Origin of the sequence: Idiomarina sp. X4, from assembly GCF_002808045.1 — a bacterium.
Taxonomy (GTDB): domain Bacteria; phylum Pseudomonadota; class Gammaproteobacteria; order Enterobacterales; family Alteromonadaceae; genus Idiomarina.
Map to the genome: position 1 here is coordinate 988,964 of NZ_CP025000.1, position 16,652 is coordinate 1,005,615.

Genomic DNA, 16,652 nt, shown 5'->3' on the forward strand with positions numbered 1-16,652 from the left:
CTCCGAATTATTCAGTATCCAGGAAGTCGACTTTGTCCATCTTGCGGACCACCACGAATTCATCGCGGTTACAGCCTACTGTCCCGTAGTAGTTAAAGCCGTACGCCTGTTGTGCATAACCACCAATCATATGGGTTGGCTTCATGACCACACGCGTTACTGAGTTGTGGATACCACCGCGGGTACCGGTCAGCTCAGAGCCCGGCATATTCAAAATACGCTCCTGGGCGTGATACATCATGCTCATACCCTCTGGTACGCGCTGCGAAACCACCGCACGAGCACAGATTGAACCGTTAACGTTAAAGATTTCCATCCAATCGTTATCTTCAATACCGGCCGCTTTCGCGTCGATTTCACTTATCCAGACGATCGGGCCACCGCGTGACAAGGTCTGCATAATCAGGTTGTCGGAGTAAGTACTGTGGATACCCCACTTCTGGTGCGGTGTAATCCAGTTCAGTACAATTTCTTTATTGCCGTTCTGGCGCTTGTTCAGCACCGGGGCAACCGTTTTCAGGTTAATCGGTGGCTTATACGCACAAAGGCTCTCACCAAAGTCCAGCATCCATTCATGGTCCTGATAGAACTGCTGACGACCGGTAATGGTGCGCCATGGAATCAGCTCATGAACGTTGGTGTAACCAGCGTTGTAAGACACGTGCTCATCTTCCAGACCTGACCAGGTCGGTGACGAAATGATCTTGCGTGGCTGTGCAACGATATCGCGGAAGCGGATTTTCTCTTCTTCCTTCGGCTTCGCCAGGTGTGTGTGATCACGCCCTGTCAGCTCACCCAGTGCCGCCCAGGCTTTAACAGCAACATGACCATTAGTTTCAGGCGCCAGCGACAAAATCGTTTCGCAGGCATCTATCGCCGATTCAATCTTCGGACGACCTTGGTTGGCACCTTCTTCCACATGTCTGCGGTTCAACTTGCCAAGGAATTCCACTTCTTCTTTGGTGTCCCAGCTAATGCCTTTACCACCGTTGCCCAGTTTCTCCATCAATGGACCGAGCGAGGTAAAGCGGTGATAGGTGTTCGGATAATCACGCTCAACCACCGTAATGTTCGGCATGGTTTTACCCGGAATGGCTTCACATTCGCCTTTCCACCACGCTTTACCACCGTATGGCTGTGCTAATTCACCCGGCGAGTCGTGCTGTAACGGTACCGTTACCACATCTTGTTCAACGCCCAGATGACCTTGACTCATTTTCGAGAAGTTCTTCGCGATGCCTTTAAAGATGTCCCAGTCAGACTGAGCTTCCCAAACCGGGTCGACCGCGGCTGTTAATGGGTGAATAAACGGATGCATATCCGAGGTATTCATGTCGTCTTTTTCGTACCAGGTCGCTGTTGGCAGAACAATGTCTGAATACAGACAGGTAGTCGACATACGGAAATCGAGTGTGGTTAACAGGTCGATTTTACCTTCCGGCGCTTCGTCTACCCATTCCACGTCTTCCGGTTTCTTACCACCGAACTCGCCTAAGTCTTTACCTAATAGACCATGCTTGGTGCCGAGTAAGTGCTTGAGCATGTACTCATGACCTTTACCGGACGAACCCAACAGGTTTGAACGCCAGATAAATAAGTTACGCGGGAAGTTTTTCGGATCATCCGGTTGCTGACAGGCAAACTTCAGGTCGCCTTTTTTCAGTTGATCAACCACATAATCTTTTACATCCATACCAGCTTCTTCCGCCGCTTTAACCAAGCCCAGCGGGTTAGTACTGAGTTGTGGCGCAGACGGCAACCAACCCATACGCTCAGCGCGGGTGTTGTAGTCCAGAATCGTGCTGTTCCACTTGTCTTTGTTGGCAAGCGGCGACACCACTTCGCTCATGTCGAGCTTCTCATAACGCCATTGGCTCGAGTGGTTGTAGAAGAACGAAGTACCGTTCATGTGGCGAGGTGGACGCTGCCAGTCCAGACCAAATGCCAGCGGTTGCCAGCCGGTTTGTGGACGCAGTTTTTCCTGACCCACGTAATGAGCCCAGCCGCCGCCAGACTGACCGATACAGCCACACATCATCAGCATGTTGATCATGCCGCGATAGCTCATGTCCATGTGGTACCAGTGGTTGATACCGGCACCCACGATAACCATGGAGCGACCTTTCGTTTTGTCCGCATTGCGACCAAACTCGGTTGCCACGCGAATAACGTCTTCAGGTTTAACGCCAGTAATTTGCTCTTGCCATGCCGGCGTGTAAGGCACATCGTCGCTGTAGTCTTTGGCACGATTTTCGTCACCAATGCCATTGTCGACACCGTACTGCGCCAGCATTAAGTCGAAGACGGTCGCAACGTAAGCGGTCTCACCGTTCGCCAGCTCAACCTTTTTGGCCGGAATTTTGCGAACCTGAACTTCGTCGTGGTTGGTATGTTGGAAATATTCATACTCGTGCGGTGCATTACCGAAGTATGGGAAGCCCACTTCCACAATGTCATCGTGGTTGTCTTTTAATGACAATTGCAGGCCAACGTCGCCTTTCTTATCTTTCTGCTCCAGGTTCCACTTGCCTTTTTCACCCCAGCGATAACCGATAGCACCGTTCGGGCTGGTTAAACGCTGATCGTCACTGTTAATAGCAATGGTTTTCCAGTCTGGGTTATTGTCTTCGCCCAGATTGTCGACCAAGTCAGCAGCGCGCAGGAAACGGCCCTGATTCAAGACTTTTTCGCCCGGCTCCAACATAACCAGCATTGGCATGTCGGTGTAGCGCGTCACATAGTCGTGGAAATACTGGCTTTGCTTGTTCACGTAGAATTCTTTCAGAATGACGTGCCCAAAGGCCATGGCCAGTGCTGAGTCGGTACCCTGACGAGGGGCTAACCAGGTATCACCAAACTTTGAAGCTTCGGAATAGTCCGACGTAATAACACAGGTTTTCGTACCTTTGTAACGCACTTCGGTAAAGAAGTGAGCGTCCGGTGTACGCGTTTGCGGTACGTTAGAACCCCAGGCAATAATGTAGTTGGAGTTGTACCAGTCCGCTGACTCCGGCACGTCGGTTTGCTCGCCCCACACTTGAGGTGAAGACGGCGGTAAGTCACAGTACCAGTCGTAGAAACTTAAGCAGTTACCACCAATAAGAGACAGATAACGTGCGCCGGCAGCGTATGACACCATCGACATAGCAGGAATTGGCGAAAAGCCAGTTATGCGGTCAGGACCGTATTCTTTTGCCGTGTACACGTTAGATGCAGCGATAATTTCGTTCACTTCCTGCCAGCTGGCACGAATAAAGCCGCCCATACCACGTGCTTGCTTGTAGCTTTTCGCTTTGGCCGGATCAGTAACGATTGACTCCCAGGCTTTGACCGGGTCTTTATGCTTTTCTTTCGCTTCGCGCCATAACGACATCAACTGCTGCCGCACTTTTGGATACTTTAAGCGGTTGGCGCTGTAGATGTACCACGAATAGCTCGCACCACGAGGACAGCCGCGAGGCTCATGGTTTGGTAGGTCAGGACGTGTACGCGGATAGTCGGTTTGCTGGGTTTCCCAGGTAACCAAACCGTCTTTGACATAAATTTTCCAGCTGCACGAACCGGTACAGTTTACCCCGTGGGTAGAACGTACCACTTTGTCATGCTGCCAACGTTGCCGATAACCTTGCTCCCAAGCGCGGTCTTCGTCGGTGGTGACACCGTGACCGTCGGCAAATGGTTCTTTGTGCGTTTTAAAAAAACGCAGTTTTTCGAGTAGACGACTCATAATTCAGACTCCCAGTCCACGCCTAACATTAATAATCACGTAGGCTGAAGTTTGCGCCATCTTTCCTTGACTTGCCACCCACCGAACCGAGCTAACCTATTGATTAAAAACAAAAACTACCACTAAGGTGGTATATGCATTTAAACTGCACCTATTGATTTACAAGACTTTTTTTAAATCTACTTGAGAATGGTTATCACCTACCCTACAAAGTGGTAAAAAAGAGGTAGCCCAAAGTTACCAATCGTTGTTTCTCTACCCACTGTTGCTATATCATTGTCCTGTATTTTTAAAAACGGAACGCTGGTTATTTATGCTGCGTAATGCCTCAATCATTAATGTCTTTCGAATATCCCTCGCGATTATTGTGATTGTCGCCAGCGCATCCTCTTTATCAGCTTTCTGGTTGTTGGAAAAATCCGAGCAGGACGCCGAGCTTATTAACGTTGCAGGCTCCATGCGCATGCACGCCTACAAGTTCGCGACCGAACTTTCTAATGATCAACCGGCACAAGCCCAGGCTACTGTCGAAAAAATTGAAGGCCTGTGGGAAAAGCCACTTCTGAATCGCCATTTCGCTAAAGCCAGCACAGACCTCGAAAATTACGCCCTGCAGGTAAAACAGGAATGGCAAGGTATTGCTCGAGACGCGCAAGAGCGAGGCTATTCACAACTTTCTGACAGTGATTCACAGCGAATTAGTATTTATGTCGACCAGCTTGATGAACTCGTGGGTATGTTGCAGGAGCATTCCGAACACAGAATGGAAAGTGTCCGCAGTGCATTGGCGCTGGCCTCCTTTATTATTGTGGCAGTGTTTTTCTTCTTGCTGACCGTATTAAAACGCAAAATCGACGAACCGCTAACGCACTTATTGTCAGTGTCTAAGCGCTTAGGTCGCGGTGACTTTACCGCCAAGTCCAAGCTTAATAACAACGACGAAATTGGCCAGCTGGCACGCACACTGAATAAAATGTCAGAAACCGTCAGCTACTTTTACGGCGGACTGGAGCGCCGCGTCGAGCAGCAAACCGAAGAGCTGTCGCGTAAAAACAAAGTGCTGTCGTTCTTGTACGACACTGCGCGCTCTATTATTGAACACAGTTACGACTACAACAATTACCAGGAAGTTATCGAGAAACTTTACGAAGTGGGCGAAGTTGAGGACATTGAGCTGTGCCTGCTGACCGAAGAAGGTAATCGCCCGTTCCTGCAGTTGCAGCCACGCCCAAATTCTCATGAGCCCTGTGAAGCCGGCGACTGCGCTACCTGCATAAAAGCCGGCCCGGGTGCGTCGGTTATTGAAGACAAAATGGTCTATCGCTTTGTGTTAAAACGCGAAGACCAAAACTACGGCGTATTAATAGTACGCTGTGACCCAACAGAACCACTAGCGACCTGGCAGCAACAGCTTATGAGCTCAACCGCCGACCAACTGGCCTTGTCGCAAAGTCTTAAGTCTGAAGAAGAGCAAGTGCGCCGCCTGGCACTGATGCACGAACGTACGGTTATTGCGCGTGAGCTCCATGACTCGCTAGCGCAGGCATTGTCGTACTTAAAAATTCAGGTAACACGGCTGCATAAAGCCGTCGATAAGGACGACCGTGACACCATTGACGATGTGAGCAATGAACTGCGCGAAGGCCTGAATGCCGCCTACCGCCAGTTGCGCGAACTGCTGACCACCTTCCGCCTGAAAGTCGATGGCTCTGGATTGTACAACGCGCTGCAAACCACAGTGAAACAGTTCTCAGAACAAAGCGACATGGCCATTAATTTGGACTATCGCCTGAACAATATTCCACTAGCGCCGCACGAAGAAATTCATCTACTACAGATTATTCGCGAAGCCAGTCAAAACGCCATCAACCATAGCGAAGGCACCGAAGTCAGCATTACGCTGTCACAGCCAAGCGGACAAGATGTTGAGCTGCACATTCGTGACAACGGCATTGGCCTGCCTGAAAACGCCGAAAAAATTAACCACTACGGTCTGGCAATTATGCAAGAGCGCAGCCGTAACCTCGGCGGCGACATTCGTCTGCAACGACTCGAAAGCGGTGGCACCGAAGTCTTCTTTACCTTTACTCCGGATTATTTGTTGCAGTAGGATGCGCCCACAATAAACCCAAGGCTTTCGTAACCCAAGAATGCGTCCTAGACTGATGGTACAAGTCATTAGTTTAAGACGCATTTATGGGACAAGTTTCAGGCATCCGTTTTGCGCTGACAGGCGCCACTCTTATTGCCATAAGCTTTGGGCTGGCGCGTTTCGCCTTTGGTTTGTTTGTCCCGCAAATACGTGCTGACCTAGAAATTAGCGCTAACACAATTGGTGTTATCGCCGCACTCCCCCTTATCAGTTTTGTTGTTATCAGTTTAGTGGCTCCGTTAGTCACCAAGTATTTTGGTGCACGTAATACGACCGTGTTATCTGCTTTATGCGGTGTTTTTGGTCTGGCGTTAGTGAGTCAGGCAACCGGTTCCATAAGTCTCGGTTTAGGCGTATTCGCTTGTGGTATATGCACGGGCTTAATGATGCCGGCGTTAACTTCCGCTATGCAGGCATTGGTCGACCGCTCTATTCATGGCCGTGTCAGCTCCGTAATGAATGCGGGTACAAGCGTTGGTGTCGCGCTCTCTGTTCCGGCTGTCTTGTTTTTAGTGGGGGCATGGCGCTACGCCTATTTGTCCTTCACGGTAGTCGCAATTATTGGTGTTCTGCTTGCTTGGTTTTTAATTCCGTCGGTTTCCAGACTTACTCCCTCTAATGCCGCACCACCACCTAAGATTAAAGCTCGACAATGGTGGCGCTTATTAAAGTTGTCCCTATTTGCCTTCGCCATGGGTTTTATTGCATCTGCTTATTGGACGTTTGGGCCGGATTTAGTCACCAATTTGGGCTCACTGTCGTCCCAACAAAGCGGTTGGTTATGGTTAGCCTTAGGTATTGCGGGCTTAGGCGGCGCTGTTATCAGTGACCTGGCAGACAGAAATAACCCACCGATAACCCACGCGCTCATGCTGATGATGCTCACAACCAGCTTAACCCTGCTGGCCGCCAGCCCAAGCCAGATCTATCTTGCCGTGTTTTCAGCATTGATTTTCGGTTTGGCCTACATGAGCCTAACCGGGTTGTATCTGATGACAGGCATTCGTTTATTGCCAGGCCGCCTTTCAATGGGGCCCGTTTTACCCTTTGTAGCTTGCGCCCTAGGCCAGGCTGCAGGATCGCCTATTATTGGTTTACTCGTTGGTGAATTTGGCTATGCCGAAAGCTTTTCTATTTTTGCCGCAGTGGGCGTTTTTATTGCACTCATATCGCCATTCTATCCCGGCCATACTGAACATGAGGGTGAAGTGCCTGAAGAAGAAACTGGTCTCCAGGCAGCGTATGATAATCAGCTGCAGGATGAAGAAGGCGAGCCTTTAGAAAGTTCGAGTATCGAACATTGAAGAATAAATACGCTAGTACACACAAAACATCACTTATTAAGTAATGTTTTGTGTACCTGTAAGAGTTGCTGCTCATATTTACGTGACCTCTAGCTTACGTTCTGAAAATGAGAGAATTACCATTGGAGTAAGCTCCTATAAACTAAATTTCTCGCAGTATTTATGCACAATAAGCGAATTATCGCTCGACACAATAAGCGAATAATGGTACAACACAATAAGCGAATAAAAGACACGCACGATAAGCGAGTAGAACACCATGGCAACACCTTCTGATAAACTGGCTGATGCCTTAGAAGCACTTCATGATCTTCAGATGAATGGCTCAGTTGCCATACGCTCTGCTGATCTCTCGCGCACTCACCGAGAACGTCTCGTTCAAAATGGCTTCCTTGAAGAAGTCATCAAGGGCTGGTATGTGCCAGCACGCCCAGATGAAACACGCGGGGAGAGTACGGCGTGGTATGCCTCCTTTTGGCAATTTTGTGCAGCCTACCTTAACCACTTAAAGGGCGACGAATGGTGCTTATCACCTGAGCAATCTATCGCGCTTCATACTGAAAATATGACTGTGCCCAAACAGTTACTGGTTCGAGCGACCAAAGCACGGAACAATGTAACAGAATTGCCTCACGGCACATCACTATTAGATATTCGCGCTGCGCTTCCCGAACCCACTCAGGTGACGAGCAAAAACGGTCTGCGCATATATAGCCTTCCGGCTGCTTTGATTGCCTGTAGCAGACAGAGCTTTACTCAAAACCCAACAGATATGCGCGCGGGACTATCTATGATTAGTGATGCATCTGAAGTTTTGGAGCAATTGCTAGAAGGTGGCCATAGCTCTATTGCTGGCCGTTTAGCAGGTGCATTCAGAAATATTGGCCGCACCCAAATTGCTGACGATATTATGGGCACAATGCGCGCGGCTGGGTATAATTTGCGCGAAACAGACCCGTTTGAACAACAATCCAGCCTAAGCTTCTCACAGCGTGAGCAATCTCCATACGTAAATCGTATACGGCTTATGTGGCAGCATATGCGGGAAACTGTGATAGCGCACTTTCCCGCTTCCCCGACGCAAACAGTCGATAAAAACGCCTACATGCAGCATGTTGAAGATGTGTATGTAACGGACGCCTATCATTCGCTTTCTATTGAGGGCTATCGCGTCACGCCTGAGTTGATCACCCGCGTTCGTACGGGAGATTGGAATCCAGAACAAAACGCCGATGATAAAGAGCGGCTAAATACTTTGGCCGCCAGAGGTTATTGGCAGGCATACCAAGCCGTGCGCAATAGTATAGCTCGAATACTCGATGGGCATAATGCAGGAGAAGTCGTCGATAACGATCATCGCATATGGTATCGCGAAATGTTTGCGCCGGGAGTGACGGCTGGTCTTCATAAACCTGCCGATCTTGCTGGTTATCGGAATGCGCCCGTTTTTATCCGTCGTTCAATGCACACGCCGCCAAGCCGAGAGGCTGTGCGTGATGCTATGCCAGCGTTTTTTGAGTTGCTGAAAGCCGAGGAAAATGCCGCTGTGCGTGTTGTGCTAGGGCATTTTATATTTGTCTATATTCATCCTTATATGGATGGTAACGGCCGCACAGGTCGTTTTTTGATGAATGCCATGCTTGCCAGTGGCGGCTACCCTTGGACGATTGTGCCACTGAAACAACGCAATGATTATATGTTTGCACTTGAAGAGGCGAGCACAAACCAAAACATAGAGCCTTTCACGAAATTCTTGGGGGCACTTGTTCAAGCCTCACTGGATGGTAAAGCAGAGCCTTCAATTCCGAATGATTAACGAATAATCAAGATATACCGCGTCTGATATTAGTAGATACGTAGCTGCCGCACGCGAGTTGACGTTCCGATGGCAGCTATTGGCACTAAGCCGACATAATCAAGCTCCCCTACGGATTATAAAACTGCGCATGTTTACGCAGGTACATCCAGCCATTGAGTATGACGCCTGCTAAGTAGAAGACAACAAAGTCGACAAACACCATGTCGAGTGACTGCGACTCTAGCGCTATGGTGAAGCGAAACGGCAGGTAAACGGCACCGAGCATGGCAACGGTTCCGGCCCAGGTGAGTACTTTATGGGTGTAGGCTCTGGGGAAGACTTTGGTCATAGTCACAACCACCGAGCCATTGCCTAATGCGCTGGTGAATACCAAGCCCATCATGCTAATAAAAAAGGGTTCGAAATAGAGTTCGGCGGTGTCGTTTTGCGCTAAGTAAAGATACCACCCGGCCACAGCTCCGAAGACTATCATGAGCAACAAGCTAATTTGTGTCACTACCGCACCACCGAATATACCGGCCAACCAACGGCCAAAAGGCCTTGCTAACAAAGCAATAAACGGTGCCATCCAAACCAAAATAAGTGTGCTATAACCAAAAACTAGCTCCAACACGAGAGGCAACACCATGGCAAAACCGATGAAACTGCCAAAGGTCATGTTGTACAAAATACTGCAATACCACACATGGGCATTACGCAATAATTGACTGTCCGACTGGGTTTTCTCAGATGGAGCACTTTTGGGTGAAAGCCAGGCAACACCAATGCTTAGCAACGCCATAGTTGCAAACACAAACATCCATACCGCACTGACAGTACTCAACATAATGGGTTGACCGGCATCGACCCGCGAGAAAAAGTGCCCACTGCTGCGCTCTAAAATCAGCCCGGATTGCATAAACTCGGCCTGCCAGGTCGATAAGAAAGGAATAATTAACTGAGCGGTAAACATGGCAAATATCATCATGCCAATAACCAAACTCATAGACATGGGCAGGCGTTCAGTTTCTTTGTCCCGCCGGGTTAAGTCGAACGCCGGAGCAAACATCATGCAGCCAACGCCCGACAAAGCCGCTAGCCCCATTAAGTTGACGTAACTCACGTCAAATAAAGAAAAAGCCTGCCAACTGAGCAGTGACAACCCCAATAACAATACATTAGTAGCCGCTGGTTTCCATGAGCCGAGTAACCGTCCAAGAAATATCCCGACAAACCGAAACGCGGCGCCGCTAACACCTGCCAAACCTACCAGCAACATGAGCTGTGACGGATCCAGTGACAAATTAGACTTTGCCAATAGCACCACGATAACGCTCCAACTAGCCCAGTGTGTCACACCGAGCAAAAGCGTTGTTAATGTGGTCCAGCGAGTAGCCGATGTACTTTGCATATACAGGTCGCTATTGGCTAATGTAGGGTTTTGAATCATAGTGAAACTTTGACCTGTGCCCGACAAATGCGCAACTTGCATCATTAGTTAGTTGGCGGGTTATTGTGAGGTAGGCAACTACCCTTTTTTAGGTAGTTTTTGGTTCAAAATGGGCAAGTCGGAGTGTTAGCAATGAATTTACACACGACCTATGTCAAACTATCAACAGTTTGTTATTTAGGGAGAAAGTCATGACAACCGAAGCAGCGAGTATCATGTTGGTGGACGACCACCCATTGTTACGAAAGGGGCTTAAACAACTGATTGCCATGGAAGACGACATGCAAGTTGTTGCCGAAGCTAGTAGTGGCGCTGACGCTTTAAAACTCGCGGAAGAGCACGACCCTGACTTAATTGTTCTGGACTTGAACATGCAGGGTATGGACGGTATCGAAACGCTAAAAAAACTGCGCGACAACGGCGTTACCTCTCGTATCATTATGCTGACGGTCAGCGACGCAGATGACGACGTGGTTGCAGCGATAACGAATGGCGCCGACGGTTACCTGTTAAAAGACATGGAGCCAGAGCTGCTGTTGGAGCAAATTCATCGCGCAGTCACTGGGAAAATGGTGCTAAGCGAAGCCATTACTGAAATTCTGGCGACGGCACTGCGCCAACCGACCAAATCGCCAAGCTCGCAGTTGAGCTCATTGACCAATCGCGAGTATGAAATTCTAAGCCTGATTGCGAAAGGCATGAGCAATAAGGTGATTGCGCGCGAACTGGACATTTCTGACGGTACGGTAAAAGTACACGTTAAACACTTATTGAAGAAACTGGGACTGCGCTCGCGTGTTGAAGCGGCAGTCTGGATGGTTAACCAACAAGGTGAGCAGGAATGAGTCAACCACTCAAACCCGTTACAGAAGCGCTGGCAGAGATGCTGGCTGCAGTTGAAATAACCAAAGAAAAAGAAGTAATAGAGCTTAATGATGCGCATGGTCGCATTCTTAGCCGACCTGTAAATTCAACGCTGGACGTGCCCGGTTATGACAATTCTGCCATGGACGGTTATGCCGTTCGCTGCAAGGAAGCTCAGAGCGGCACGCGTTTAACCATAGCTGGTGTTGCATCGGCTGGTCATCCGTTTAATGACAAAGTGGAAGCTGGGCAGTGTGTGCGCATTATGACTGGCGCACCGGTGCCAGAAGGCTTTGACGCGGTGGTTATTCAGGAAAACACTGAGGCAGCAGACAACAGCAGCGTTGTCATTAGTAAAGCCCCCTCGGAAGGCGAAAACATTCGCTTGCGCGGCAGTGACATGTCCGTGGGTGAGGAAGTCATTGCCGAGGGTACAAAACTCAGTTCTATTGATATTGGTTTATTGGCGTCATTAGGTGTGGCGGAAGTCTCGGTCTTTAAAAAGCCCAAAGTTGCCGTATTCTCTACCGGAGATGAACTGGTCGCTCCCGGGGGCAAGCTGGCCGAAGGACAAATTTACGACAGTAATCGCTATTTGTTGAAAGCCATGCTCAGCAACTTGCCGGTTGATATTGTCGATCTCGGGTGTTTGAAAGACGACTTGGACGCCCTGCAAAAAGCACTTTCCGAGGCGGCGAAGAATTGCGACGCTATTATTACCAGTGGTGGCGTATCTGTTGGCGATGCTGACTTTACCAAAGATGCGTTAGAGCAACTCGGCGAGGTTAACTTCTGGAAAGTGGCCATGAAGCCCGGCAAGCCATTCGCTTTCGGGAAACTCGGTAACGCCTGGTTCTTTGGGCTGCCGGGAAATCCAGTTGCCGCAACGGTGACCATGGATCAGCTCGCACAGCCGGTGCTTAGACACCTAAGTGGTGAAAAGCACTTTAAGCCACTGGAACTTAACGCAGTTGCGTCAGCGGCACTGAAAAAACGCCCGGGGCGCGCCGACTACCAGCGCGGCTTTTATAAGCAGAATGCACAAGGCGAATTGACCGTCAGCAGTGCCGGCTCACAAAGTTCAGCGGTATTAAGTACGGTGAAAAAAGCCAACTGCTTAATATTGTTAGAGCAGGAGCAAGGTGCGGTGGAACCAGGTGATACGGTTAAGGTTCTGCCTTTTTCACGCCTGTTTGATTAAAGTTTGATCAGTATCAATTCAGCCGGCTGAAAAAAATGGACACTGTCCTGCTCAAGGAGGTGTCCATGCAATTTACCGATGTATTACTCAATCAACTCAATAAGCTAGGCATTAAAGAGCTTTTTGGTATTCCCGGCGACTTCATTCTGCCGCTGTTAAGCGATATTCAAAAGCGCAGTGACATACCCTTTCATTATTTGAGCCACGAGCCCGCCATTACCTTTTGTGCAGACGCTGCAGCGCGTATTACCAACCGCCCCGCGGCTGTGTTTTTAACCTATGGTGCCGGTGCTTTAAATGCCGTTAATGCGGTAGCTCAAGCTTATGAAGAGCATGTTCCTCTTATTGTGATCGCCGGTTTCCCGGCACAGAAAGAAATTGATCGCGGGTTGCATATACACCATCAGGCGAAACATACCGACTCACAGTCGCGGGTATTCGAGCAAGTCACCTGCTACCAAACGCGCATTGATTCGCCAGAAACCGCGACCGCTCGTTTGCAAAATGCCTTGTCGGAATGCCAGCGACAGTCACGCCCTATTCTCATCGAAGTGGCGCGCGATGCCTTTTCCTATGAGGTTCCGGCTCCAGAAGACTGGCCAAAGCCTGAAATGCCTTCACTTGAACTGACCAGTCTGAACGCGCAAATTAAGGAGCGCCTGCAAAAGGCCAAAAATCCAGTAATTCTTGCGGGTGTTGATGTGCGTCGTTTTTATGCATCAGCGGCTTTAGAAAGTTTTAGCGAAAAAACCGGCATACCTATTCTCACCACGTTTTTAGGACGTTCGGTCATTAACGTGAAACACTCCAACTACGCCGGCGTGTTTTTAGACGACAGCGACTCAACCGCTTACCAGCTGCTGACAGAAGCAGACTTGATACTGTCGGTTGGCATTATTCGCACCGACAGTAACTTTGCGGCACACAACCATTTACTCCACGAAGAGAAGCTGCTCGACTTACAGCAAAACCGCTGCCGAGTTGGTAAAAGTCAGTATCATCAGGTGAATTTAAAAACCGTACTGGAAAGCCTCAGTCAAGCCTCGTTGCCGTGGTTCGGTCGTTCTGTATCTAAAGTGAGCGAGCCAACAGTAGCCGAAGGGAAGTTCACAGCCGATCATGCTATTCGAGTCATTCACAAAACACTCGAGTCCTCAGAAGACACCGTGCCCTTTGTGACCGACGTTGGCGATTGTTTGTTTGCCTCGTTATTGGCACAGCCAAGCCTATGCCTGGCGCCAGCGTATTATGCGTCAATGGGCTACGCCGTTCCGGCGGCCTATGGCATTCAAGCTGCCACCGGTATGCGACCGATGGTCTTGGTGGGCGACGGCGCGTTTTTAATGAGTGGGTTAGAACTTGGGCACTTTCAGCGGCACAACTACGCACCCATTGTAGTGCTGTTTAACAACAAACGTTGGGACATGATTCAGGCGTTCGCACCAGACTTAGGTTGTACTGACTTAACCGGTTGGGATTATCAAAAGCTCAGCGAAAGTATGGGCTGTGAGTATCATTCAGCAAACAACGAAGAACAATTAGAAACAGCGGTGGAAAATGCACTCAAACAAACGCAAAAAGTCTCGTTTATTGAGGTAGCACTTGCTGCTGACGCGCGCACTGAGCGTTTAGATCGATTTGCGTACCGTTTTCTTAATGCATAGCGGCGGCTTTGAACGACGCATAAACCCACTGCTCGGGCTGCAAATCTAACCGCTCGGCAGAGGCTTTGGTTATTAGCGCCCGAAGCTTCTGCCCGGCGACTTCAAGCAGCACAATAACCTCGGCGCTGTGCTCAGCGCTTTCAAACCCCTGAACTTGAGCCTTAACCTGATTCGTCAATGAGGTCGACTCAATAAAATGAGTAGCAATGCTGACGTCCCGCGCCCACACCAGCAAACGACGGGTACTCTCTATCGTTTCGCCAACTTGAGGTAGCGTGAGGGTTTGATCGCCCAGCATCCAGGTCGACATTCCCTCAGTTCGGTTATTGTTAACTAAAGACTCTGAGACATTCAATACCGACAACGGGCCTGCAGAGTGACCGGACAGTTCAGCAATTTGTTCCTGTAAAGTACCGCTGGAGACGATTCTCCCCTGCTCCATCAGCACGAGGTTGTCAGCCAGGTGAACCACCTCATCAACATGATGTGTCACCACAATAATCGGTAAATTAAAGCGCTGCTGAATTTGCTTTAAGTAGCGCATAATGTTGCGTTTGGCTTTGTTATCCAGCCCATTCATGGGTTCGTCGAGTAATAATAACTCAGGCTGTGACAACAGCGCTCGGCCTAAGGCGACACGCTGTTGCTGACCACCCGACAACTGACTCGGCATGCGATTTAACAAGTCCTGCAGCGACAATATGGCAACAACGTCCTGCTCTGAAATAGCCGCTGCCCGGTTTTTGGGAAGGCCATACAGCAAGTTCTGCTGCACGGTTTGTGTCTCGAATAAGTGTGCCTTTTGAAACACCAAAGCCAACCGCCGATACTCCGGCTTTCGCATTTTTGAATCATTCAGCCAAGGCTGCTCGCGCCAGGTGATGTGCCCTTCTGCCTTGCTGATGACGCCCGCTATGGTTTTCAGCAGAGTGCTTTTACCGCAGCCCGACGGTCCAAAAATGGCGGTCACACCGGCACCGGAAAATTGCTGCTCAACCGTAAGCTGGAAATTCCCCAAAGACACCTTCACAGAAACGTCTAGCATAGTCGCGTCTCGCTTTTAGTTGAACGCTTTTGCCAACCGTAAACCAACACCAGAACCGCAAAGGAAAATACCAACAACCCTAAAGACAGCTGGTGCGCAGCGTCATAATTCATGGCTTCTGCATGGTCGTATATCAGCACTGACAGCACTTGCGTTTCGCCGGGTATGCTACCGCCCAGCATTAAAATGACGCCGAATTCACCCAACGTATGTGCAAAACTGAGCGTTGCCGAGACTAAAAATCCTCCTCGACAATATGGCACCACAATGGTCCAAAAGCGTCGCCAAGCGCCCGCCCCCAGAGTCGCCGCGACCTGTAACTGCTCGTCGTCGATGCGACGAAACGACTCAACTAATGGCTGTACCGCAAAGGGCAATGAGTAGATGATAGATCCAACCAAAATACCCTCGAAACTGAAGGCTAAATGATTCAGCCCGAGAGATTCCAGCGTTTCACCAATAAAGCCGGTGGGACCAAGCCAAATGAGTAAATAAAAACCCAACACCGTTGGCGGCAGGACTAATGGCAAAGCAACTGCAGCTTGCACGGAAGCAGCCAACCAGCCACTGCGCCGCACTAACCACCAGGCCAAAGGCGTCGCGACGAGCAACAAAATGGCGGTGCTGGCAACTCCCAATTTTAAGGTGAGCCAAACGGCTTGCCAGTCAGCCTCTGCCATTGCCGCGCGCTCCATTTTTAACTTCAGCGTTTTCGGGCTCTATGCCGTAACGACGTTTTAACTGAGTTATTTCCGGTTGCTGTGTAAAGTGGCTGAAACGAGCAGCTAGCTTTGTATTTTTAGTGCCATCAATGACCGCATGCTGCTGCTTAAGGAGGTGCTTGTCTTTTAAAGGCAGAATCTTCATCCGCTGCGCTGCATCGGTGCCTTGCTCAATGAGCGACAACGCCACAAATCCATAGTCGGCGGCACCTGATCGAACCATGTGCATAACCTGCGCAACATTTTCCGCATACACCAACGACGGGCTGACCTGCTCGTAGAGTCCCGCTGATTTTAAGTAGCTGACAGCGGCCTGTCCGAAAGGCGCGTGTTTAGGCTGAGCAATAGCCACCACTTTGCCCTTCATCAGAGTCTCTAACGGCCTAACAAAAGGCTCTTGCGAATTAGCAGACGCCAGCAGCACCAGTTGCCCATAACCGTCAGTAATCACCCTACCGGTAAGCTCGCCCGCCTGCTCTAGTCGAGCCATATAAGCTGAGTTCGCCGAGAAATACAGATCATAAGGCGCACCGTGCTGAATTTGCGTGGCCAACTTGCCAGACGAACCATAAATAACGCTCACATCAACTTGCTCGGCTTGCTCAAATCGCTGCACGATATCGTCGAGTAACAAACGATAATTAGACGCCGCCGCGATGGTTAAATCCGTAGCGCTCGCAAGCAAAGGGAATGACATTAAAAGACAAAGCAACCCGCGCATTCAA

The 16,652-nt window shown here is 49.7% G+C and carries 11 protein-coding genes; 6 read left to right on the forward strand and 5 right to left on the reverse strand.

Annotation, left to right across the window (positions count from 1 at the left end; all coding sequences use genetic code 11):
* Positions 1–7: 7 nt before the first annotated feature.
* Positions 8–3,727, reverse strand: a complete 3,720-nt coding sequence (locus tag CWC33_RS04765) for a nitrate reductase subunit alpha (protein ID WP_100690997.1) — start codon at positions 3,725–3,727, stop codon at positions 8–10.
* 313 nt (positions 3,728–4,040) lie between these two features.
* Between CWC33_RS04765 and CWC33_RS04770 the strand changes: the two genes are divergently transcribed.
* From CWC33_RS04770 to CWC33_RS04780, 3 genes are all read left to right on the forward strand, one after another.
* Entirely contained in the window at positions 4,041–5,837 is a 1,797-nt protein-coding gene (locus tag CWC33_RS04770) for an ATP-binding protein (RefSeq protein ID WP_100690998.1), read from the forward strand.
* Between the two features lie 86 nt (positions 5,838–5,923).
* Positions 5,924–7,183, forward strand: coding sequence for an MFS transporter (locus CWC33_RS04775; RefSeq protein ID WP_100690999.1), 1,260 nt, complete (start codon positions 5,924–5,926; stop codon positions 7,181–7,183).
* A gap of 259 nt (positions 7,184–7,442) precedes the next feature.
* Complete coding sequence (locus tag CWC33_RS04780; RefSeq protein WP_100691000.1) at positions 7,443–8,999, forward strand: Fic family protein; 1,557 nt, start codon at positions 7,443–7,445, stop codon at positions 8,997–8,999.
* A 109-nt stretch (positions 9,000–9,108) separates the two neighbouring features.
* Here CWC33_RS04780 and CWC33_RS04785 read toward each other — a convergent pair whose 3' ends face one another.
* Positions 9,109–10,431 (reverse strand): MFS transporter, encoded by a 1,323-nt coding sequence (locus CWC33_RS04785; protein WP_100692274.1) that lies wholly within the window; start codon positions 10,429–10,431, stop codon positions 9,109–9,111.
* Positions 10,432–10,622: 191 nt separating this feature from the next.
* Here CWC33_RS04785 and narL point away from each other — a divergent pair, with 191 nt between their 5' ends.
* From narL to CWC33_RS04800, 3 genes are all read left to right on the forward strand, one after another.
* Entirely contained in the window at positions 10,623–11,276 is a 654-nt protein-coding gene (gene narL / locus CWC33_RS04790) for a two-component system response regulator NarL (protein WP_100691001.1), read from the forward strand.
* A complete protein-coding gene (gene moeA, locus CWC33_RS04795) occupies positions 11,273–12,496 on the forward strand; it encodes a molybdopterin molybdotransferase MoeA (protein WP_100691002.1) in 1,224 nt (407 codons plus the stop codon). Before narL ends, moeA begins: the two co-directional genes overlap by 4 nt.
* Positions 12,497–12,561: 65 nt before the next feature.
* Positions 12,562–14,160: a thiamine pyrophosphate-binding protein gene (locus tag CWC33_RS04800; protein ID WP_100691003.1), complete on the forward strand. Its 1,599-nt coding sequence runs from the start codon at positions 12,562–12,564 to the stop codon at positions 14,158–14,160.
* Here CWC33_RS04800 and modC read toward each other — a convergent pair.
* The 3 genes from modC to modA are packed head-to-tail and all read right to left on the reverse strand — an operon-like array spanning position 14,150 to position 16,648.
* Positions 14,150–15,205 carry a molybdenum ABC transporter ATP-binding protein gene (gene modC, locus CWC33_RS04805; protein WP_100691004.1) on the reverse strand — a complete coding sequence of 352 codons (1,056 nt, stop codon included), beginning with the start codon at positions 15,203–15,205 and terminating at the stop codon, positions 14,150–14,152. The two genes, CWC33_RS04800 and modC, sit on opposite strands and share 11 nt — an antisense overlap.
* Positions 15,199–15,885 carry a molybdate ABC transporter permease subunit gene (gene modB, locus CWC33_RS04810; protein ID WP_100691005.1) on the reverse strand — a complete coding sequence of 229 codons (687 nt, stop codon included), beginning with the start codon at positions 15,883–15,885 and terminating at the stop codon, positions 15,199–15,201. Before modB ends, modC begins: the two co-directional genes overlap by 7 nt.
* A complete protein-coding gene (gene modA, locus CWC33_RS04815; RefSeq protein ID WP_100691006.1) occupies positions 15,872–16,648 on the reverse strand; it encodes a molybdate ABC transporter substrate-binding protein in 777 nt (258 codons plus the stop codon). Before modA ends, modB begins: the two co-directional genes overlap by 14 nt.
* Between the last annotated feature and the right edge of the window lie 4 nt (positions 16,649–16,652).